At 63.5% G+C, this 20347-nt stretch carries 22 protein-coding genes; 16 read left to right on the top strand and 6 right to left on the bottom strand.

The window, feature by feature from the left end; all coding sequences use genetic code 11:
* The first annotated feature begins 119 nt into the window (after positions 1-119).
* From GC121_RS06370 to rplL, 8 genes are all read left to right on the top strand, one after another.
* Complete coding sequence (locus GC121_RS06370; RefSeq protein ID WP_199857778.1) at positions 120-611, top strand: hypothetical protein; 492 nt, start codon at positions 120-122, stop codon at positions 609-611.
* A gap of 141 nt (positions 612-752) precedes the next feature.
* Entirely contained in the window at positions 753-2804 is a 2052-nt protein-coding gene (locus GC121_RS06365) for a TonB-dependent receptor (RefSeq protein WP_199857777.1), read from the top strand.
* A 342-nt stretch (positions 2805-3146) separates the two neighbouring features.
* Complete coding sequence (locus GC121_RS15775; protein WP_255478887.1) at positions 3147-3278, top strand: hypothetical protein; 132 nt, start codon at positions 3147-3149, stop codon at positions 3276-3278.
* A gap of 26 nt (positions 3279-3304) precedes the next feature.
* Positions 3305-3856 (top strand): DUF2975 domain-containing protein, encoded by a 552-nt coding sequence (locus GC121_RS06360; protein WP_151973287.1) that lies wholly within the window; start codon positions 3305-3307, stop codon positions 3854-3856.
* Positions 3856-4083: a helix-turn-helix transcriptional regulator gene (locus GC121_RS06355; RefSeq protein WP_151973286.1), complete on the top strand. Its 228-nt coding sequence runs from the start codon at positions 3856-3858 to the stop codon at positions 4081-4083. The genes GC121_RS06360 and GC121_RS06355 overlap by 1 nt, the downstream gene beginning before the upstream one ends.
* Positions 4084-4152: 69 nt before the next feature.
* On the top strand, positions 4153-5199 hold the full coding sequence (locus tag GC121_RS06350; protein ID WP_199857776.1) for a type 1 glutamine amidotransferase domain-containing protein: 1047 nt from the start codon (positions 4153-4155) through the stop codon (positions 5197-5199).
* Between the two features lie 320 nt (positions 5200-5519).
* Positions 5520-6035, top strand: coding sequence for a 50S ribosomal protein L10 (rplJ, locus tag GC121_RS06345; RefSeq protein WP_151973284.1), 516 nt, complete (start codon positions 5520-5522; stop codon positions 6033-6035).
* A 74-nt stretch (positions 6036-6109) separates the two neighbouring features.
* Positions 6110-6481 carry a 50S ribosomal protein L7/L12 gene (gene rplL, locus GC121_RS06340; RefSeq protein ID WP_151973283.1) on the top strand — a complete coding sequence of 124 codons (372 nt, stop codon included), beginning with the start codon at positions 6110-6112 and terminating at the stop codon, positions 6479-6481.
* Between the two features lie 88 nt (positions 6482-6569).
* Here the strand turns inward: rplL and GC121_RS06335 are convergent, their stop codons facing one another.
* The 3 genes from GC121_RS06335 to GC121_RS06325 form a co-directional block, all read right to left on the bottom strand.
* Positions 6570-6929: a hypothetical protein gene (locus GC121_RS06335; RefSeq protein ID WP_151973282.1), complete on the bottom strand. Its 360-nt coding sequence runs from the start codon at positions 6927-6929 to the stop codon at positions 6570-6572.
* Positions 6898-7116: a hypothetical protein gene (locus GC121_RS06330; protein ID WP_151973281.1), complete on the bottom strand. Its 219-nt coding sequence runs from the start codon at positions 7114-7116 to the stop codon at positions 6898-6900. The genes GC121_RS06335 and GC121_RS06330 overlap by 32 nt, the downstream gene beginning before the upstream one ends.
* Before the next feature lie 78 nt (positions 7117-7194).
* Positions 7195-7590, bottom strand: coding sequence for a BLUF domain-containing protein (locus tag GC121_RS06325; RefSeq protein WP_151973280.1), 396 nt, complete (start codon positions 7588-7590; stop codon positions 7195-7197).
* A 319-nt stretch (positions 7591-7909) separates the two neighbouring features.
* Between GC121_RS06325 and GC121_RS06320 the strand changes: the two genes are divergently transcribed.
* Positions 7910-8182: a hypothetical protein gene (locus tag GC121_RS06320; RefSeq protein ID WP_151973279.1), complete on the top strand. Its 273-nt coding sequence runs from the start codon at positions 7910-7912 to the stop codon at positions 8180-8182.
* Between the two features lie 23 nt (positions 8183-8205).
* Here the strand turns inward: GC121_RS06320 and GC121_RS06315 are convergent, their stop codons facing one another.
* Complete coding sequence (locus GC121_RS06315) at positions 8206-8748, bottom strand: acyloxyacyl hydrolase (protein WP_199857775.1); 543 nt, start codon at positions 8746-8748, stop codon at positions 8206-8208.
* Positions 8749-8877: 129 nt separating this feature from the next.
* Between GC121_RS06315 and GC121_RS06310 the strand changes: the two genes are divergently transcribed.
* The 4 genes from GC121_RS06310 (at position 8878) to GC121_RS06295 (ending at position 14423) form a co-directional block, all read left to right on the top strand.
* Complete coding sequence (locus GC121_RS06310; protein ID WP_234421133.1) at positions 8878-10290, top strand: MATE family efflux transporter; 1413 nt, start codon at positions 8878-8880, stop codon at positions 10288-10290.
* A 147-nt stretch (positions 10291-10437) separates the two neighbouring features.
* Entirely contained in the window at positions 10438-10725 is a 288-nt protein-coding gene (gene groES / locus GC121_RS06305) for a co-chaperone GroES (RefSeq protein WP_151973277.1), read from the top strand.
* 72 nt (positions 10726-10797) lie between these two features.
* Complete coding sequence (gene groL, locus GC121_RS06300; protein WP_151973276.1) at positions 10798-12447, top strand: chaperonin GroEL; 1650 nt, start codon at positions 10798-10800, stop codon at positions 12445-12447.
* 134 nt (positions 12448-12581) lie between these two features.
* Positions 12582-14423, top strand: a complete 1842-nt coding sequence (locus tag GC121_RS06295; protein WP_151973275.1) for a DUF885 family protein — start codon at positions 12582-12584, stop codon at positions 14421-14423.
* 77 nt (positions 14424-14500) lie between these two features.
* Here GC121_RS06295 and GC121_RS06290 read toward each other — a convergent pair whose 3' ends face one another.
* Positions 14501-14779: a metal-sensitive transcriptional regulator gene (locus GC121_RS06290; protein ID WP_151973274.1), complete on the bottom strand. Its 279-nt coding sequence runs from the start codon at positions 14777-14779 to the stop codon at positions 14501-14503.
* A gap of 49 nt (positions 14780-14828) precedes the next feature.
* Between GC121_RS06290 and GC121_RS06285 the strand changes: the two genes are divergently transcribed.
* The 3 genes from GC121_RS06285 (at position 14829) to GC121_RS06275 (ending at position 17967) form a co-directional block, all read left to right on the top strand.
* On the top strand, positions 14829-16625 hold the full coding sequence (locus tag GC121_RS06285) for a copper resistance system multicopper oxidase (protein ID WP_151973273.1): 1797 nt from the start codon (positions 14829-14831) through the stop codon (positions 16623-16625).
* The gene (locus GC121_RS06280) at positions 16625-17620 is read left to right on the top strand and encodes a copper resistance protein B (protein WP_151973272.1); all 996 of its coding nucleotides are present in this window, start codon (positions 16625-16627) and stop codon (positions 17618-17620) included. The genes GC121_RS06285 and GC121_RS06280 overlap by 1 nt, the downstream gene beginning before the upstream one ends.
* Before the next feature lie 80 nt (positions 17621-17700).
* On the top strand, positions 17701-17967 hold the full coding sequence (locus tag GC121_RS06275; protein WP_151973271.1) for a hypothetical protein: 267 nt from the start codon (positions 17701-17703) through the stop codon (positions 17965-17967).
* Between the two features lie 69 nt (positions 17968-18036).
* Here GC121_RS06275 and GC121_RS06270 read toward each other — a convergent pair whose 3' ends face one another.
* Positions 18037-20208 (bottom strand): DUF305 domain-containing protein, encoded by a 2172-nt coding sequence (locus GC121_RS06270; protein WP_151973270.1) that lies wholly within the window; start codon positions 20206-20208, stop codon positions 18037-18039.
* Positions 20209-20347 lie beyond the last annotated feature (139 nt).

Below are 20347 nucleotides of genomic sequence, written 5' to 3'. Positions count from 1 at the left end.
TGTCGCCGCATTTGCAAATCACAGGTGACATTGTCACACGCATCGGCTAGCGGCGGCGGGTTATGCACGCGTTGCGCCGGATTTTCCGTGGCCATGGCACACGGCTGTTCCTCCTCCTGTTGGCGTCTTTGGCCGCGCAGGGGCTGGTGCCGGGCGGGCATATGCTGGCGCCGTCAACGGCGCATATTGTCAGCATTACCCCCTGCCCTTCCACCAACGCGCTGGCCCGCGCCTTTGCAGCCTATGATCCGCAGCCTGCCGCGGCCGGTTCCACAGCGGGCGAGGAGGATCATCACGCGCATCACGCGACGGGCGGGGTCGATCATGCGGCGATGGGGCATGGGCCTGCTTCGGGCCCCGCTTCGGGCCTTGCTTCCGGCGATGACGCAAGCGACGAGGCCGGCGACGATAGCGGCGCGCAAGGCTTTACCCCGCAAGGCCAGTGTGCCTTTTCCGGTGGCAGCCTTGCGGCCGGAGTTCCCGAGCAGCCACAGCCTGCTGCCATACTGTTGCAGGGCGACGGAGCCGAGGCTCCGCCGCTGCAATCCGCCATCATTCCCCCGCTGCGCCATGTGCGCCCGCCCTTGCGCGGCCCGCCGTTAACACTCTGACCCCTCTATAGATTCGCCAAAAACCAGGCCGCGCCGGAGCTGTCTCCGTGCGCGCGCTGTTGCTCTATATTGACGGAACAGATTGTTATGTTTTCCAAGACCCTCTGCCGGGCGGCATTGCTTGCCTCCGGCTCCCTTCTGGTGACCCAGCCGCTCGCGGCGCAGGAAACCGATCCCGATACCGTACTGACCGACACCATCGTCGTCACCGCCACCACCCCCGACCCGGCGACCGACGCGGTCAAACCGCCGCAGCAGATCGCCCTGCCCGCCGATGCCGCCGCGATTGCCGCGCGGGTTCCGGGCGGCGCGCTGGTGGGCAATGGCGCTTTGTCCGGCCAGCTCTCCTATCGCGGGCTCGCGGGCGAGCGCGTGCTGGGCCGTGTCAACGGGCAGCGTTTCGCCAGTGGCGGGCCCAACGCCATGGACCCGCCCTTGCACTATGCGCCGTCGGTGCTGGTCGAGCGGCTGGAGATCGCGCGCGGGGTTGCGCCTGTTTCGCAAGGCCCGTCGCTGGCGGGCGCGGTGAATGCCGAGCTGATGCAGGCGCGCTTTGCAAGCGGCGAAAGCCTTGATGCGCAAGTGCGCCTCGCCAGCCAGTATCGCAGCGTGGACGAAAGCTACGCCGTGGGCGGCCTTGCGGCGATCGCATCGGAGGACTGGCGGCTCGGCGTGCTCGCCAGCCGGGAGGAAGGCGGGGATTACCGCTTCCCCGGCGGCACGGCCGTCGGCACTTCGTTCAAGCGGAATCTGTACGGCGTGCATGGCGGCCTGCGATTAGCGGGCGGCGAAGTCTGGGCCGAATACCGGCGCAGCGAAACCGATCCTTCGGGCAATCCGCCCTTCGCGCTCGACATCGTCTATTTCGATACGGACTTCGTGCAGGGCGGCTGGCGCGGGGAGCTCTCCGACAATGTCGCGCTGGATCTGCGGCTGGGCCATGTCGCGGTGCGCCATTTGATGGACAACCAGACCACCCGCCAGCCCGCCGCCCCGCCGATGCAGGCGCGCGCCACCTTTGCCGATGCCGATACGACCACCGGCGAGGCGTCGCTGCGCTTCGGCGAGCGCGGCAGCTATTTCCAGATCGGCGGCGATTTCGAGCTGGTGGACAAGTTCGTCCGCATCACCAACCCTACCAATGCCGCCTTCTTCCTCGATGCCCAGCCCGATCTTGCCTCGGACCGCTTCGGCGGCTTTGTGCAATGGCGCGGTGCGCTGGACCTTGTGGAGCTGGAAGCGGGCCTGCGGATCGACCACACCGGCCAAAGCGCGGGCGAGCCAGAGCTGGGCAGCGCCGTACCGATGGGGCCGCGCGTGCTCGGCGCCGCTTTCGTCGCTGCCGAGCGCGAGACGGCGGATACCACTGTGGATGCGGTGCTGCGCGGCTGGGTGCCGCTGGGCGATGTCACACCCCGCCTGACGCTGGCGCGCAAGGAGCGGGTGCCGAGCGTGCTCGAACGCTTCGCCTGGCTGCCGACCGAGGCAAGCTACGGCCTTGCAGACGGCAACATCTATGTCGGCAACCTTGCATTGGAGCCGGAAACCGCATGGATTGCCGAGATCGGCTTTGACTATGAAAGCGAGATCGCCACGCTGCGCCCAACGGCGTTTTACCGGCGGGTGGACGATTACATCCAAGGCGTGCCCTTCGATGGCACCGTGGGCGTGATCGACAGTCCGGTGGAGATGGTCGCCAATATGAACGGCGATCCCACACCGCTGCGCTTCGCCAATGTCGATGCCGAGCTGTACGGTGTCGATCTCGATTTCGCGCTGCGCCCGGTGGCGGGTGTCGAGCTGTCGGGAACAGCCAGCTTGGTGCGCGGCGAGCGGCGCGATATTGCCGACAATCTCTACCGCGTCGCTCCGGCGAGTTTGCGGCTGGCGGGCGTGTGGCAACGGGATGCGCTGTCGCTGGGCGCGGAACTGGTCGCAGCAGCGGGGCAGGAAGATGTCTCGCTCACCAATGGCGAGGCGGCGAGCGAGGGCTATGCCGTGGTCGGCCTGTTCGCCCGCTACGGCGTGACCGACGCCATCGCGCTGGAAGCGGGGGTCGAGAACCTGTTCGATCGCTTCTACCAGCCGCATCTTTCGGGCCGCAACCGCGCGGGCGCATCGGATGTGCCGCTGGGGGACCGCCTGCCCGGTGCGGGCCGCGGGGTGTGGCTGCGCCTGACCGCGCAGCTCTGACCGCCCGGTCTTGAGGAAGCGATCGCCCGCGCCTTGCTCCAAAGGGGCGCGGGCGATTGCGCTGTCCTACACCCGAATCGCAGCATTAGCTTCGCTTCGCCCCTCATCACACTCGCCCGCTGCGGGCAGGCTGGCGAGGGGCGGAGCGAAAAACTTTTGACGCGTCACACGGGAGAAAATCGCCAAAAAGAGTAGGGCATTCCATACACATCGTCACGATCCGACTCGCCTTGCCTATCGCAAAACGATGCGCGCCATATTGTTTTTCAATATTATTGATTGACAATAAACTGCGACTCGGCCATATCGTTCTTCAATAAGTCACATCAAGGAGATCGATAAATGACCCGTTTCGCTACCCACTTCGCCGCCCTGCTCGTCGCCGTGATGATCACCGCCACCAGCCTGTCCGCCGTCACCGCAGTGCCTGCCGCCACGCAATTGGTCGCAACCGCCGCCCCCATGCTCGCCTGAGCTGCACTTTCGGTAGGAGACATTCCATGTCCACATCACAACGATTCCGCGATCCGCTGCTGCTGATCGGGCAGGTGCTGGTCATCCTCATGCTGGTCTTGCTGGGGATCGCCGCCTTCACCTTGCTGGTGTCCATCCCCGTCATGTTCTTCGCCGAAGGCGAGATTGTCCGCGCCCTGGCGGAAGAGCTTGGGCCTGATGCTGCGGACTTCCCGCTTGGCCCGATACTCGGCGTTATCACGCTGGCCTTGCTGGCGGTCGGAATGCTCTTCGCCTTCTTCGACAATCTGCGCCGGATTATCCGCACGGTGGGCGATGGCGATCCTTTTGCACCGGTGAACGCCGACCGGCTGTCGCGCATGGCGTGGCTGATGCTGGGGGTGGAGCTGATCGAATTTCCCATGGCCGCAATCGGCATCATGGTGGCCGACTGGGCCGAGCAGTTCGACGAGGCGAGCGTCAGCTTCGAAGGCGGCTTCGACTTTAGCGGCGCGCTGATCGTCATCCTCCTCTTCATCCTCGCCCGGGTGTTCAAACGCGGCGCTGAAATGCGCGATGATCTGGAAGGAACCGTGTGATGGGCGCTGATTCAGAAGGAAACCGTATCATGGTCAAACTCGACGACCTGCTTTACGCCCGCCGCATGACGCTGACCGAACTGGCGGAGCGCGTCGGCCTCACCCTCGCCAACCTCTCGATCCTCAAAACCGGCAAAGCGAAGGCCATCCGCTTCAGCACGCTGGAAGCGATCTGCCGCGAGCTCGAATGCCAACCGGGCGATTTGCTGAGCTACGACAGCGAATAGACCGGGTGAGGAGTGCCCAAGTTGCGGGCACTCCTCCTTGCTCCCTTTCCCTTAACCATGGAGATGACAATGATCCGCTGGATCACGATATTCTGCGCCTTTCTTCTCACTGCCGCCACCGCGCAGGCACAAAACCAGCCCCCCGCCGCTCCGCTGCCCGACCGCGTCCTGCTGGTCGTCAGCAGCCACGGGCGCGGCGGCGGCGACGTCCAGCCGGGCTTTGAAATGGACGAGCTTGCACAGGCTTGGCTGGTGTTCACGGCAAACGGAATGCACGTAGATATCGCCAGTCCCGAAGGGGGCGCGGTTGTCGCCGATGCGTTCGATGCGAATAAGCCCTACAACGCCGCCTTCGCCGCCGATGCGGAAGCCAGCGCCGCACTTGCCGATACCTTGCGGCTCGATCCGGCCATGCGCGGACAATATGCGGCCATCATGGTGATCGGCGGCAAAGGGGCGATGTTCGATTTGCCCTTCAGCCAGGTGCTCCAGCAATTGCTGATCGACACCGAGACTAGCGGCGGTGTGATCGCGGCAGTTTGCCATGGGCCTGCCGTATTGACGCAGATGCGCAATGCCGATGGCTCGCCGTGGCTTAGCGGTCGCAGCCTGACGGGCTTCACCGACGAGGAGGAAGCGCTGTTCGGTGAACGCTGGGCACCGCAATTTCCCTTCTTTGTCGAAAGCGAGGCCGAGAGCTTGGGTGCAAGATTCAGCGAAGCGCCGATGATGCTGCCCTTTGTCGTGACCGATGGCAGGCTGGTGACCGGGCAGAATCCCTATTCGGTCGCTGCCGCCGCCGATGCCACTCTGCGCGCGCTTAGCCGCGAACCGGCGGCGCGGACGCCGTGGGTCGACGAACACAGCCTACAGTTGGTCTCCCAGGCCATCGGAGGAGACCCGGCCGGTCTCGCCGACGCCTTGCAGCGGCAGGATGGCAGCGTCGATGTCCCGCTGGTGGCGATCTGGGGCTATTACCGGGCGGTCGAGGCGAATGGCGATCCGGCATTGCTTGCCCCCGCCTTGCGAGTGATGGAGCTGGCACTGCCGTATTTTCCCGAACCGCAACTCGAAGCCGCGATTGCGGAGGCAAGAACGGCACTTTCCGCTCGCTAAAGGGTGATCGCGTGCTTGACTTTCGGGGTGCGGCCAGTAAAGGCCCGCCCCGACCGGTTCGCCGGTCATCCGTCCGAGACAGCTGCTGACCGGGATTTGCCGGTCTTAATTTGCGGCCTAGACGGGGACAGAGTTTTCGGCGCCGCCTCCGGGTTGCGCCATCCGCGTGATGTATCGCGCACCTCCTTCCCCATCAACGGACCCGCCCGATCGCGTCATGCGTATCGGGCAAACCGAGAGCCGTGCGGCATCAGCCGTGTGGTGATTTGAGCCGATCGCCGGGCCGCAGGGCCTTAGCGATCATGTAGAAGGAGTACGGCATGGATCGTTCGCAAAAAACCGACGCGGTCGCCCAGCTGAACAGTGTCTTCCAAGAGGTTAGCGTGGTGGTTGTCACCCGCAATCTCGGCTTGAGCGTGGAGCAGTCCACCGATCTCAGGAACAAGATGCGTGATGCAGGGGCTACCTACAAGGTTGCGAAGAACCGTCTCGCCAAGCTCGCCCTGAAAGACACCGATTATGTCGGGCTGGAGGAATTCCTCACCGGCCCGACCGCGCTGGCCTGGTCAACTGATCCGGTCGCGGCTGCCAAGGCCGCTGTCGAATTCGCCAAGACGAACGACAAGCTGGAAATCGTCGGTGGCTCGATGGGCACGCAGGTGCTCGACGAAGCTGGTGTGAGGGCGCTCGCCTCCATGCCCAGCCTCGACGAACTGCGTGGCAAGATCGTGGGGCTGGTCAACGCGCCCGCCACCAAGATCGCACAGGTCGTCAACGCGCCTGCTGCCAAGCTCGCCCGTGTCTTCGGCGCATATGCCGCCAAGGACGCAGCGTAAGGGACGCTTTCTCGCAAAGAGATACGAAACATCATGGGACATATCGTCCCGCCTATATTTTGGAGTGATACATCATGGCTGACATTGCCAAGCTTGTTGAAGAACTGTCGACGCTTACCGTCCTGGAAGCTGCCGATCTCGCCAAGGCCCTCGAAGAAGCATGGGGCGTTAGCGCCGCTGCTGCTGTCGCTGTGGCTGCTGGTCCGGCTGCTGCTGCTGAAGCTGTTGAAGAGAAGACCGAATTCGACGTCATTCTCACCGGCGACGGTGGCAAGAAGATCCAGGTCATCAAGGAAGTCCGCGCCATCACCGGCCTGGGCCTGACCGAAGCCAAGACGCTGGTCGAAAGCGCGCCGAAGCCGCTCAAGGAAGGCGTGAACAAGGCGGAAGCCGAAGAAGTGAAGGCCAAGATCGAAGCAGCCGGCGGCACCGTCGAACTGAAGTAAGCTTCCTACAGCTTGCGATTATCGAAGAGGGCGGCACCTGTCTTGGTGCCGCCCTTTTTGTTTGGCGCGGCAACGGCAATGCCGTGCACTAAACCCTGATGCTGTAGAACTCGCCCGCGATCTCTGCTTCCTTGGCTTCACAGAAACCGATCATGTCGTCGATAAATCTGTCGGCTGCGGCGGGATCGGGGACATCGTTGAGCACGTCGACCAGATCTTCCATCATCGGGATGAACTCGGCATCCGCGAGACTACCGTCGGGCGTGCCATCGCGCCGCATGGCGATGACCAACCAGCGCGCCGCCAACTCCTCGTAATCTGCCGCAGTTTGTCCCGCGCTCTCGGTGGACAGCAAGGTAAAGACCGTACTGCATTCCAAGGCTTCCACATAGGTGACGTCGTTCTGCCCAAGGCGTTCATTGGCATCGACTGCAACCGGCATGGTCATCAAAGGCAGAAACGCCAAAGCTGCGCAGAATGTCTTTTTCATAAGTCCCCCAAGCATGATGCGTACAAAGCGCCACCTCACCGCCATTTCCAAAGGTGGGCGAAGGCCGAACTGCGAAGCGTTCAATGGACGCGTAGGTATTGATGCGGGATGAATTATCCAAGCCGATGAAGGTCAGCGTGAACAAGGCAAGCCTAGGCCATGATCCCCGCAGTCCGGGGCACCGGCGAACGCAATCCCCGACCGCGCCGACGCAATTACCGCCTCACCCCTTCGCCCGCTCCGCCAACAGCGCGAACACGCCGCGCAATTCATCCACCGTCGCCGCCTCGATTGCGCCGCTGGCAATCCCCTCGCAGGAAAAGGTCACGCCCGGCATACTGTCGTCGAGCATTTCCCAGTCGGGGAACATCCGCGCCTCCACTATCGCCACATACGCCACCTGCACATCGGCATGACGATCGTCTTGCGCGATCTTGGCGTAGAGGCGGTCAATCGCTTCCTCCGGCCCTTCAAGCAGTTGGAGATAGAGCTCCTGCCGGCAGATCAGCGCGCCGGTAATCCCGTCACGCGCATTGTTGCGCCGCGCCTGCAACAAAATGCCTGACAGCATCGCCTCATCGAAACCGAAGGGGCGCGAGTGATAGATAATCTGCTTCACGATCCATTCTCCGGTGATCTGGTGCAGAGACTGCCTACGCGACCGTGCCGCAGATGAACAGCGCCGGTGATGAATGCAGTGCTATCGCGAGATTTCAAAACCCGACATTCACCCGCAGCCCGATCATGTCGAGCCCCGGGTTCTGGTCGCCGTCGAAAATCTGCGCCTGTCGCATGGGATGACGCGTTTGGGTGGGCAGGACTAAGATTTGCATCGCCCTCCACAGCACTCATTAGCCGGATCACTAGAGAGGACGTCACTTAAGAAGCTGTCGCCGGTTTTGATTGACCGCCAATCAATATGATAGCATCTCTGTGAGGTGATTGTGCTTGCGATCTTTCTCGGCTTTTTGGTCGGTGTTGTCATCGGCCTTGCGACGAGAAGTCAGCTTCTTGGATGCGCAGCCCTTCTGGTCGTTCCATTTGCAATGATCGCGTATGTTGCCTGGTGGCAGGCCGCCAACCCGGGCGCACTGCGTTCAACAAGTGCACTCGAATTCATCTTCGCTCCGCTTTGGCCAAGCCTCGGCGCTCTTGTAGGGTATTTTGCTGCCCGTCTTGCACAAAGCCACCCCGGTAGTGGGCGCGATTAGGTTCAGGGCTGAAGCGGCACCAATCAAAACCCGACATTCACCCGCAGCCCGATCATATCGAGCCCCGGGTTCTGGTCGCCGTCGAAAATCTGCGCCTGGCTGATATGCATCCAGTGCGCTTCGGCGCTGACGCGCTCGCTCAGGCGGTAGCCGACGCCAATCTCGGGTTCGAACAGCACGCGGCTGCCCAGATCGGTGCGGAAGCCGGTCGCTTCGCTCACCCGCAGTTCGGGCCCGTCATGCACCACCAGCCCGATGCCCGGGCGCACGTAAACCGGGCCGCTTCCAAGTGTCCAGGCCAGCCCCACGCCGGCAAAGCTCGTATCGCCAGCCGTGTTGAGGGAGCCAACCACATAGGGCTCGGGCGAGCCGATAAAGTCCAGCGCCGCGATCCCGCCAAAGCGCACGCCCAGCGCGATATCGGCGCTGCCCGTCTCCTCGGTGTCGAGCGTGAAGGGCGTATCGACGCCGTGGGCGTAGACCCCGCCAAACACCTCCTGCGCCCCGGCGGTGGCAGGAAGCAAGGCGATGGCGAGGACGGCGAGCGGGATGAGACGATGGTGCATGGCGCGGCGGTTTAGCAACATCCGCTTGTCGAATCCTGAACGGAGCACGCCAAGGCTTTGCCGCAAAGCCGCGCGCGCCTATCCGGAGCGGCTGTGCGGCCCGGATCGAGTCGCCGCGCGGCCCGAAACATGATGCAGCCTGCTGCCAACCCCTCCCCGCCCGACTGGACAGTCGAGACGCGCGCAACGCTCACGCTGGCAGGGCCGCTGGCGCTCGCCAATCTGTTGCAGATGCTCACCTATGCGGTGGACGTGATGTTCATCGCGCGGCTGGGGGCGGACGAGCTGGCGGCCTCGGCGCTTGCCATCGCCTTTTTCGGGCTCGTCGTCTGGGCCTTGCAGGCGCTGACCGGAGCGGTCGCGCCGATCATGTCGGCCGAGCTTGGCGCGCGCGCTCCAGCCCTACGCCCGGTGCGGCGCGCGATGCGCATGGCACTCTGGCTCAGCCTGATGGTGAGCGCGGCGGGCATGGTGCTGTGCGCGCTGATCGGCCCGCTGATGCGGGTGACCGGGCAGGAGCCGCATATCGCCGCGCTCGCCGTCGGCTATATGCAGGTGCTGCTGTGGTCGGTCGCGCCGATGGTGGTGGCGGGCGTGCTGCGCAATTTCGTTTCGACGCTCGGCAGGCCGCTGTTTGCGACCGCGATTACCGGGGTCGGGATCGGGATCAATGCGCTCGGCAATTATGCTTTCATCTTCGGTAATCTGGGCGCGCCCGCGCTGGGCCTGCCGGGCGCGGCGATGGCGACGCTGATCACATCGCTGGCGATTGTCGGAATGTATGCGCTCGCGATCCGGCTCGATCCGCGCCTGCACCGCTATCGCATTATGGGCTATTTCTGGCGGCCTGACTGGGCGCGGTTCAAAGAGATCGTCAAGATCGGCACACCCATTGCGATTACGATCATCGCCGAGGCGGGCGTGTTCGGCGCAGCGGCTTTCCTGATGGGGCGCATCGGCGCGCTCGATCTCGCCGCGCATACACTGGCGCTGAACCTTGCCGCTTTTGCGTTCCAGGTGCCGTTCGGCGTGGGGCAGGCGGCGACCATTCGGGTGGGCTATTTCTACGGCGCGCGCGATCCGGACGGGATGGGCCGCGCGGGTTGGACGGGGATTATCATGGGCACCAGCTTTATGGCCCTGACCGCGCTGGCGATGGTGAGTTTCCCGCAGCTGCTGCTGTCTGCCTATATCGATGTGGCCGACCCCGCCAACGCGCAGCTGCTGGCGACGGCGGCCGGCTTCCTGGTGATCGCGGCGGCGTTCCAGCTGTCGGACGGATTGCAGGCGGTCGCAGCGGGCGCGCTGCGCGGGTTGAAGGATACGCGGATGCCGATGTGGATCGCGGTGTTCAGCTATTGGGTGCCCGGTTTCGGCCTTGCCGCAGGGCTGGGCCTTGGCACGCAGCTGGGCGGCACCGGCGTGTGGATCGGCCTTGCAACAGGCCTTACATTTGCCGCCGTGCTGCTTATCTGGCGCTGGAACCGGCGCGAGGCACTGGGGCTGACGCTGCGCGGAAAGTTCAGCGCGCCCGCCGCCTGATAGTCGCCTCTGGCCGACGCCAAGCGATTTTTTTCGCTGCCCTACCCATTGACTCGCACCGCATGGAGCCTATCTCCGCCGCGCTGGCACTCTCGATGGGAGAGTGCCAAGAGCAATCACAACTCTAAAGAGGAAGAGGTCATTATCATGGCATTCCGTCCCTTGCACGACCGCGTGCTTGTCCGCCGCATCGAAGCCGAAGAAAAGACGGCCGGCGGCATCATCATTCCCGATAGCGCCAAGGAAAAGCCCAGCGAAGGCGAAGTGGTCGCGGTGGGCGAAGGCACCCGCGACGACGATGGCGACCGCATCCCGCTCGACGTGAAAGTCGGCGACCGCGTGCTCTTCGGCAAGTGGGGTGGCACCGAGGTGAAGATCGACGGTGAAGACCTGCTGATCATGAAGGAAAGCGATATCATGGGCGTGCTCGGCTGAGCCAACCCTGCCCCGGGCCACGATCCGGGGTGACAACGCTACCACAAACAACGTAATTCAGGAGAATATCCAATGTCTGCCAAGGACGTGAAATTCGGCCGCTCGGCGCGCGAAAGCATCCTCAAGGGTGTCGATACGCTCGCCAATGCCGTCAAGGTTACGCTCGGCCCCAAGGGCCGCAACGTCGTGATCGACAAGAGCTTCGGCGCACCCCGCATCACCAAGGACGGCGTCACCGTCGCCAAGGAAATCGAACTGAAGGACAAGTTCGAAAACATGGGCGCACAGATGCTGCGCGAAGTCGCCAGCAAGGCGAATGATGCAGCCGGTGACGGCACCACCACCGCGACCGTTCTGGCGCAGGCCATCGTGCGCGAAGGCATGACCGCCGTTGCTGCGGGCATGAACCCGATGGATCTGAAGCGCGGCATCGATTTGGCTGTCACCAAGGTTGTCGAAAACCTGAAGGCCCGTTCGAAGGACGTGTCCGGCTCGGACGAGATCGCCCAGGTCGGCATCATCTCGGCAAATGGCGACCGTGAAGTCGGCGAAAAGATCGCCGAAGCGATGGAAAAGGTCGGCAAGGAAGGCGTCATCACCGTCGAGGAAGCCAAGGGTCTCGAATTCGAGCTCGACGTGGTGGAAGGTATGCAGTTCGACCGCGGCTACCTCTCGCCCTATTTCGTGACCAATCCCGAAAAGATGACGGTTGAGCTCGATAACCCCTACATCCTGATCCACGAAAAGAAGCTTTCGAACCTGCAGGCCATGCTGCCGGTGCTGGAAGCCGTGGTGCAGGCCGGGCGTCCGCTGCTCATTATCGCCGAAGACATCGAAGGCGAAGCGCTGGCCACCCTCGTGGTCAACAAGCTGCGCGGCGGCCTGAAGGTCGCAGCGGTGAAGGCACCGGGCTTCGGTGATCGTCGCAAGGCGATGCTGCAGGATATCAGCATCCTGACGCAGGGCGAGATGATTTCCGAAGATCTCGGCATCAAGCTGGAAAATGTCGGCCTGTCGATGCTCGGCCAGGCAAAGAAGGTCACCATCGACAAGGACAACACCACCATCGTTGATGGTGCTGGCAATGCCGATGACATCAAGGCCCGCGTCGAGCAGATCCGTGCGCAGATCGACACGACCTCGTCCGACTACGACAAGGAAAAGCTGCAGGAACGCCTCGCCAAGTTGGCTGGCGGCGTGGCCGTCATCAAGGTCGGCGGCGCGTCGGAAGTCGAAGTGAAGGAACGAAAGGACCGCGTCGACGATGCGCTGCACGCCACCCGCGCGGCCGTTGAAGAAGGCATCGTGCCCGGCGGCGGTACGGCTCTGCTGTATGCCACCAAGGCGCTTGCAGGAGTGGAAGGCGCGAATAACGACCAGACCCGCGGTATCGAAATCGTGCGTCAGGCGATTATGGCACCTGTCCGCCAGATCGCGACCAATGCCGGTCACGATGGCGCGGTCGTTTCGGGCAATCTGCTGCGCGAAGACGACGAAACGCAGGGCTTCAACGCGGCGACCGACACGTATGAAAACCTCGTGAAGGCCGGCGTGATCGACCCGACCAAGGTGGTGCGCACCGCGCTGCAGGATGCCGCATCGGTGGCCGGCCTGCTGATCACCACCGAAGCCGCGATCTGCGATCTGCCGGAAGACAAGTCCGCACCCGCCATGCCCGATATGGGCGGCATGGGCGGCGGCATGGGCGGCATGGGCTTCTAAGCCCGCGCTCCCCGTCTTCCCGACGACACAAAAAGGCCCGGCAGGAGCGATCCTGCCGGGCCTTTTCTTTTGCGCAGTAGCCCGCCATACCTTGCAGCAGGGACGTATCGAAGACCTCACGAGGGGATCACACAATGAAACGCTATGCCGCCATCCTGCTGGCATCCGTCGCACTTGCCGGTTGCGACGCCGCATCCGGGCCGACCGCGACCACCATCGAATGCAGCGAGGCCACCCAGACCGAGTGCCTCAACGACTGGCTCGACACCAAGTTCGAGGAATATCTCGCTTTTAGCCCGATCCTGCAGACCAGCCTTGGCATCAAGACCGATTACGGCGCGCTCGATGATTTCAGTGTCGAGGGCATCCAAGAACAGGATGCGTGGCTGCAGCAAGCGCGCGCCGATATGGAAGCCAACTTCGACTATGATGCACTCGATGACGAGGCGAAGCAGTCCTACGATATGATGATCTATCTCGCGGAAAGCAGCGCGAACCGGATCACCTATCTCGATAACGAATATATCCTGCACCAGATGCAGGGCACCCACGCCTTCCTGCCGAGCTTTATCCTGAGCCAGCATACGGTGGAAAGCGAGGAGGACATGGTCGCCTTCATCTCGCGGCTGGAAGCGATGGGCCCGGCGATGGACCAGCTGCTCGCCCGCGCGCAGGCCAATGCCGCAGCGGGCACGCGGCCGCCGCGTTTCTCCTACGATGCAGTCATCACCGAATCGCAGGGGCTGATTACCGGCGCGCCGTTCGATGATGGCGAGCCTTCCGCGCTTTGGACCGGTTCCGAAGGGCACCTCGCCGCGCTGGTGGAAGCGGGCACGATCACCGAAGAACGCGCAGGCGAATTGCGCGAGGAAGCGCGCACCGCGCTCACCGGCAGCATGGCTCCCGCCTACCAGCGCGTGATCGACTGGTTCACCGAAGACCGCGCGAATACCGACGAAATCGCGCAAGGCGTCGGCGCGCTGCCCAATGGCGAGGCCTATTACAACCATATGCTCGCCGAAAGCACCACGACCGAGCTGACCGCCGAGGAAATCCACGAGATCGGCTTGGCCGATGTCGCGCGCATTCGCGGCGAGATGGAAGCGATCATGGCGCAGGTCGGCTTTGACGGCAGCTTGCAGGAATTCTTCGTCTTCGTGCGCGAAGACCCGCAATTCTTCTTCTCCAACGATGAAGCTGGCGCGCAGGCCTATATCGACCGGGCCACGATGCATATCGACACGCTGAGCGCGCGGCTGCCCGAATTCTTCGGTCGGCTGCCGCAGGCTGCGCTGGAAGTGCGGCGGGTGGAACCGTTCCGCGAACAGCCCGGCGCTGCGCAGCATTACCGCCCGGGCACGCCGGACGGCTCACGCCCCGGCGTATATTATGCGCATTTGTCGGACATGAGCGCGATGCCGATCCCGCCGCTGGAAGCGATCGCCTATCACGAGGGCAATCCCGGCCACCATATGCAGATTTCGATCAGCCAGGAGCTGGAAGGCATCCCGCGCTTCCGTACGCAGGGCGCGTACCAGACCGCCTATGTCGAAGGCTGGGCGCTGTATGCGGAGGCCTTGGCGAACGAAATGGGCGGCTATCAGGATCCCTATTCCGAATTCGGCCGCTTGCAGAGCGAGATGTGGCGCGCCATCCGGTTGGTGGTCGATACCGGCATCCACTCCAAGGGCTGGACCGAGGACGAGGCGGTGGCCTACTGCCTCGAAAACTCGCCCAATCCGGAAACCGTCGCGCGCAGCGAAGTGCAACGCTATTTCGTGCTGCCGGGACAGGCGACCAGCTACAAGATCGGGATGATCCGCATCCAGGAACTGCGCGCGCAGGCCGAGGAGGAGCTGGGCGAGAATTTCGACATTCGCGGCTTCCACGATACGCTGCTGAACGGCGGTTCGATGCCGCTCTCCATTCTGGAGCGCCGGGTGAGCCTGTGGCGGGCGAGCCAACAGGAAGGCTGACCTTCCTTGCTCGCTGACTAGGAATGGGCCGGAGAGCTTCGTGCGCTCCGGCCTTTTTTCGTGCACCGATTGCCGTGTCAGCCGCGCTTGCGCTCCATCAGTTCGACGAGCTCGGCAAATACCCTTTCCTGCTCGGCAGCATCCCCCGAGGCGATCGCGCGCTGCACACAGCTGGCAGCGTGGCGTTTGAGCACATCGCTTTCGGCCTTGGCCAGCGCCGCCTTCACTGCCTGCAATTGCGTGAGCACGTCGATGCAATACCGCTCCTGCTCGATCATCCGGGCGACGCCCTGCACCTGCCCGGCGATGCGGTTGAGGCGGTTGACGGTCGATTTGGCATCCTGCACGCGGCTCATGGACGAAAGGTTCCCTTGTATACCCCGTGGGGGTATATATACGGACATCATGCCCGATAGCAATTGCCCCCGATCCACCCTTTCGCGCCGCACACTGCTCAAGGGCACCGGTATGCTCGCCGCCGCCGGCCTCGCCATCCCCGCTTGGGCAAGAGGCGATCCGCTCACCCATGCGCGCAACGGCTTCGGCGAGATTTCGGGTGAGGTGATCGATCTTGCCATTCGCAACCACCATTTCACCACCGGCAATCGCAGCGGACACGCTTTCGCGGTCAACGGGACGGTGCCCGGCCCGCTGATCCGCTTGCGCGAAGGGCAGGATGTGGTGCTCAACGTCACCAACCATCTGGAGGAAGACAGCTCGATCCACTGGCACGGCCTGCTGCTGCCGTTCCAGTTCGATGGCGTTCCCGGCGTCAGCTTCCCCGGCATCCGCCCGGGCGAGACGTTCCAGTACCGCTTCCCGATCCGCCAGAACGGCACCTATTGGTGGCATTCGCATTCGGGCTTGCAGGAACAGGCGGGGCATTACGGCCCGCTGGTGATCGATGCCGCAGCACCCGATCCGCGCTACGACCGCGACCTCGTGGTGCTCTTGAGCGAGTTCACCCCGCGCCACCCGCACGAGATCGCGCGGATGCTCGCGGTGGGTGAGCATTACTTCAACCGCCAGATGCAGACCGCGACCGATGGCGACATGAGCATGGATGATCGGCTGATGTGGGGCGGGATGCGCATGAACCCGCGCGACATCTCCGATGTGACGGGTGTGACCTACACCTATCTCATCAACGGCCACGGCCCGGCAGACGATCTGCAATTCGCCTTCAATGCGGGCGAACGCATCCGCCTGCGGATCATCAACGGCTCTGCCATGACCTTTTTCAATGTCCGCATTCCCGGCGTGCCGATGCGGGTGATCGCCGCCGACGGGATCGACGTGGACGAGGTGGAGGTCGACGAATTCCAGATCGGCGTGGCGGAGACCTATGACGTGATCGTGCGCCCGCCTGATGGCAGCCACGCGCTGGTTGCCGAAGCGATGGACCGTTCGGGCATGGGCGTCGCCAGCCTCACATCGCATCCCGGCCACCGCGCCACCCCGCCGCCGCTGCGCGAGCCGGTGACGTTAACCATGGTCGATATGGGAATGGGCGGTATGGATCATGGCGCGGGTAGCCATGGTGCAGATGCAAACGGCGCGCATGGCGGGATGGACCACTCCGGCCGTGGCGCCCCTGCCGCTGCTGCGGAGCCGATGGACCATGGCGGCATGAACCACGATATGCGTGACACCTCGCTGCTGCCCGACAGCGTCGACGTGAATGCCGGAGTCGATATGGTCGCGCCGATGCCGGTTGACCGGATGGACTTCCCCGGCCTCGGCCTCGACACCGTTTCCCACCGCGTGCTGCGTTACTCCGATCTGCGCGCCAGACATGCCAATCCGCACCGGATGCCCACGCGCCAACTGGAGATCCATCTCACCGGCAATATGGAGCGCTATATGTGGTCGTTCGACGGGCGGCAGTTCAGCGCGGTTACCGACGATCCGATCCGCTTCGCCTATGACGAGCGGGTGCGGGTGAAGCTGGTCAACGATACAATGATGGCGCACCCGATCCATCTGCACGGCCATTTCTTCGAGCTGGTGAACGGTGCCGACCAACTGCACCAGCCGTTGAAGCACACCGTGGTGGTTCAACCCAGCGGGACGGCGACGTTCGACCTCACCGCGAACGAGCCGGGCGACTGGGCGTTCCACTGCCACCTGCTCTATCATATGCACGCCGGGATGATGCAGGTCGTCACCGTGCGCCCCTTCCCCGACGAAGGGGACGCGTGATGCGCGCGATACTGTTTGCCGGAGCGGCGCTGTTCGCCGTGCCCGCTGCCGCGCAGGATCATTCGGGCCATCAGGGGCACGAAGGTCATGCGGAGGGCCAACAAGCCGAAGCCGCGCCCGAACCGGAAGACCACTCCGCGCATCAGGGAATGGATCATTCCGCGCACCAGCCGCAGGTCGATCACAGCCAAATGGATCACCGCGCGATGGATCATTCCATGCACGGCGCCATGCCCGCTGATCCGGACATTCCCTTTGGCCCGCCGCCGCCCGAGGCTTTCTCCGGCCCGCAGCACGCCGCCGATGCCATCTGGGGCCGCGAGGCGATGGCCCCCGCGCGCCGCTACAACCACGCCATGCATGGCGACCAGCGTTTCGGCCTTGCCTTTGCCGAGCGGCTCGAAGTCCGGCTCGGCGGGGAGCATGACGCATATCTGTGGGACGTGCAGGGCTGGCATGGCACCGCGACCAATCGCGTCGTTTTCAAAAGCGAGGGCGAAGGTGCTTTCGGCGGCGATCTGGAGGATGCCGAAGGACAATTGCTTTGGGCCAGTGCCATCGGCCCGTGGTTCGATTTACAAGCCGGGGTGCGGCTGGATGTCGCGCCCGACCCGACTGCCCATCTGGCGATCGGGGTGCAAGGGCTGGCCCCTCATATGATCCATGTCGATGCCGCCGCCTTTGTCTCGCTGGAAGGTGATCTGACCGCGCGGGTGGAGGCCGAGCACGATATGCGGCTTACCCAGCGATTGGTCTTGCAGCCGCGCGTCGAGATCGAACTGTCGGCGCAGGACATTCCCGAACGCGGCGTGGGCGTCGGCCTCTCGAAAATCGAGACCGGCCTCAGGCTCCGCTACGAATTCGTGCCCGAATTCGCACCCTATATCGGCGTCGAATATGAAGCAGCGACCGGTCGGACAGCGGATTATCTGCGCGCCGAAGGGGAAGACCCGGAGGGGCTGGTGTTCCTGATCGGCCTGCGCGCCTGGTTCTAACGCACGCCATATTCATGGGAGCGGCGCACTGCCAAATTCATGCTAGGCAGCAGCCAGTCCAGAACTGTGGAGTGCGCCCCATGACCGAGACACCATCGCCCCAGAAAACGCGCAACAACTGGCTGCTCTACGGCCCGCTTATGCTGCTGACCGGCATCTGCGTCGTGGCAGGCGCGCTGCTGGCCTATGCAATTGTGACCCAATTGTTCGGCTATAGCGGCGGCAAGTCGGGGGTATTCTACATTGGCGGCGCGTTTGGCGGCTATATGTTCACCGTCCCGCTTTGGTCGCTGTATCGCAAATTCTATCCCAAAGCCGAAAGCGACGCGGGCCAGGCTGCGCAATGAAAAGGGCGGAACCGGATCGCTCCGGCTCCGCCGATTCTTTACGCAAGCCTTAGACTTGGCCTGTCGAGCTTACTCGGGCCAGGTGACCGGATACTGCGTCTGCGGGTTGAAGGTTTCGCCCATGTCCGCATTTTCGGCAGCGGCGATTTCCTCGGCGGTGAGGAACTCGCTCGGCGTCAGTTCGAACACGTCGATGCCGCGTGCGATTTCGGTGCCGTAGATGCGGCCATTATACCAGTACACCGACCAGTAACCGCCGGTCTGCACCTGCGTATCGCTCACCGGCCCACGGTCGAAATAGGCGATTTCGAAGGGGTTGTCCGGATCGGTGAAGTCGATCACCGACAGGCCGCCCTGATACCAGGCCTGCACAAAGATATCGCGGCCCGGCACCGGGATGATCGAGCCGTTATGCGCGACGCAGTTTTCCAGCTCGCTCTGCACGCCGGGGATCTTGAAGGTGCCGCGACGCACCAGTTGGCCGTCCTCGATCGAATAGAACGCATCCGCGCCCCATGTGTCCGGATCGGTCGGCAGACAGCGCGGCGCGCCGCCGCCACCCCATTCGTCGGTGAACAGCACGACGCTGCCATCATTGTTGAAGGTGGCCGAGTGCCAATAGGCGAAGCCTTCATCGGTCACCGCGTCAATCCGGACGGGGTTATAGGGATCGCTGATGTCCATCAGGATGCCATTGCCCGAGCACGCGCCCGCCGCGAGGTTCAGCGTCGGGAAGACGGTGATATCGTGGCACTGGTCGGTCGGACGGGTCGACTGCGTGTTGGGGCCATGGTTGCCGCCCTGCCACAGACCGGCGATGTTGCCGGCATCATCGGCAAAAACGCGCGGGCTCGAAACGATGCGCGCTTCGGCCGGATTGGCCAGCGGAATTTCGATCACATCGATGCTAAAGAGCGCAGTTTGCTCGTTCTGCGGGCCGGCATTGACGCAGGTTTCCAGCTCTTCCTGCGCGCGCACGCCGCCGGTGCCGGAGTTGTAGACGAGGATCCGCTCGTCATTCACATTAACCACCGAATGGGTGTGGCTGCCACGGCAGGTCTGCACCAGACCCACCTGACGCGGTGCGGTGATGTCGGAAATGTCGAAAATGCGCAGACCGCGCAGGCGCTTGTCGGAAACGCGTTCCTGCACACCTTCAAGCCCGCAATCGGTGCGGCCACGATTTTCCTCGACGCTCATGAGCAGAAGATCGCCGACAATCGAAATGTCGCCCTGCCCGCCGGGGCAGACCACCGAGCTGACGAGGTTGGGAACGCCGTTCTCGTCAAGCCGGTAAGCGTTGAAGCCGTGATAGCTGCCTGCCACCATCAGATCGCCCGAGAAGGCGATATCGGTGTTGGCGAAGGAGAAGGCGCTGCCGGTGGCGAACACCGGACGGTCATCGCCATCCACGCTCGGCACGCTTTCGGGAAGCTCTGCGCCTTCGGGATAGAACCCGGCAGGCTTGGGCTGGAAATGCACGTGCTCGAGATTGAGGATCGCTTCACCGGCATTGTACACGCCGGGCGAGAGGCCTTCGCGCGGATCGGTCATGCCTGCCAACTGGCGGCTCATCCGGTTGATTTCGAAGGCCTGGTCATTCACTACGTCGGCGGCGAACCGTTCGAGGAAGGAATCATTGGTCGATCCCGGAGCGGACCGCAGCGTGTCGACCATGGTGATTGCGCCCTGATGGTGGGCGATCATCAATTGGAGGAACATGCGATCAAATGCCGCGCCTTCGGACGCTGCCAGCTGCGCCATTTGCGCAGGCGTTGCCATGCCCGCCATGGTGGAGTGATCCATGCCCTGCGGCGCGGAATGGTTCATCCCGTGATGGCCGGAATGATCCATGGTGGAATGATCCATGCCGCCCATTGCCACCGGCTGGCCGCGCTGGGTCAGCCAGTCGCTCATCAGGCCGATTTCCTGTTCCTGCGAGGTCAGGATGCGACCCGCAATGCCGCGGATCGCGGTGTTCTCGGTGCGGCCTTCGACCAGATTGGCCATGTCGACCGCCTGCTGGTGGTGCACGATCATGCCCTGCATGAATTCCACATCGGCGGCGGTGAAGGTCGAATCGGCGATGGCCACCGCTTCGGCAGCGGTCAGCATCCGCGATTCGGCGCCCGGCTCGCCCGGCTGGATCAGCGAAGCGGACTGGCCGAATGCCGGCGCGGTGCTGGCCAGCAGCATGGCGCTCAGCGATAGCGGCGCAAGAAGGGAACGGCGTAGGATCATGGTAAGGGTCTCTCCACAGGTAAGTCAGTCCCGTAACATCAAGCCGATTAGTTCGGCCCGCGTCAACACAATTAGGGCCACGGCCAAGCGATTGCCCCGCCTGTGGCATTTTCGCCCTATCGCGCGGCGGAGCGGAACC

This window comes from Erythrobacter sp. EC-HK427 (assembly GCF_902498745.1).
Lineage (GTDB): Bacteria > Pseudomonadota > Alphaproteobacteria > Sphingomonadales > Sphingomonadaceae > Alteraurantiacibacter.
This window is presented reverse-complemented; position numbering and strand designations above follow the sequence as displayed.

Bases quoted from the DNA above. Each gene is read 5' to 3' on its own strand.
- GC121_RS15775 (WP_255478887.1), top strand. From the start codon at position 3,147: ATGACCCGTTTCGCTACCCACTTCGCCGCCCTGCTCGTCGCCGTGATG.
- GC121_RS06360 (WP_151973287.1), top strand. From the start codon at position 3,305: ATGTCCACATCACAACGATTCCGCGATCCGCTGCTGCTGATCGGGCAG.
- GC121_RS06355 (WP_151973286.1), top strand. From the start codon at position 3,856: ATGGGCGCTGATTCAGAAGGAAACCGTATCATGGTCAAACTCGACGAC.
- GC121_RS06350 (WP_199857776.1), top strand. From the start codon at position 4,153: ATGATCCGCTGGATCACGATATTCTGCGCCTTTCTTCTCACTGCCGCC.
- rplJ (WP_151973284.1), top strand. From the start codon at position 5,520: ATGGATCGTTCGCAAAAAACCGACGCGGTCGCCCAGCTGAACAGTGTC.
- rplL (WP_151973283.1), top strand. From the start codon at position 6,110: ATGGCTGACATTGCCAAGCTTGTTGAAGAACTGTCGACGCTTACCGTC.
- GC121_RS06335 (WP_151973282.1), bottom strand. From the start codon at position 6,929: ATGACCATGCCGGTTGCAGTCGATGCCAATGAACGCCTTGGGCAGAAC.
- GC121_RS06315 (WP_199857775.1), bottom strand. From the start codon at position 8,748: ATGCACCATCGTCTCATCCCGCTCGCCGTCCTCGCCATCGCCTTGCTT.
- GC121_RS06310 (WP_234421133.1), top strand. From the start codon at position 8,878: ATGATGCAGCCTGCTGCCAACCCCTCCCCGCCCGACTGGACAGTCGAG.
- groES (WP_151973277.1), top strand. From the start codon at position 10,438: ATGGCATTCCGTCCCTTGCACGACCGCGTGCTTGTCCGCCGCATCGAA.
- groL (WP_151973276.1), top strand. From the start codon at position 10,798: ATGTCTGCCAAGGACGTGAAATTCGGCCGCTCGGCGCGCGAAAGCATC.
- GC121_RS06295 (WP_151973275.1), top strand. From the start codon at position 12,582: ATGAAACGCTATGCCGCCATCCTGCTGGCATCCGTCGCACTTGCCGGT.
- GC121_RS06290 (WP_151973274.1), bottom strand. From the start codon at position 14,779: ATGAGCCGCGTGCAGGATGCCAAATCGACCGTCAACCGCCTCAACCGC.
- GC121_RS06285 (WP_151973273.1), top strand. From the start codon at position 14,829: ATGCCCGATAGCAATTGCCCCCGATCCACCCTTTCGCGCCGCACACTG.
- GC121_RS06280 (WP_151973272.1), top strand. From the start codon at position 16,625: ATGCGCGCGATACTGTTTGCCGGAGCGGCGCTGTTCGCCGTGCCCGCT.
- GC121_RS06275 (WP_151973271.1), top strand. From the start codon at position 17,701: ATGACCGAGACACCATCGCCCCAGAAAACGCGCAACAACTGGCTGCTC.
- GC121_RS06270 (WP_151973270.1), bottom strand. From the start codon at position 20,208: ATGATCCTACGCCGTTCCCTTCTTGCGCCGCTATCGCTGAGCGCCATG.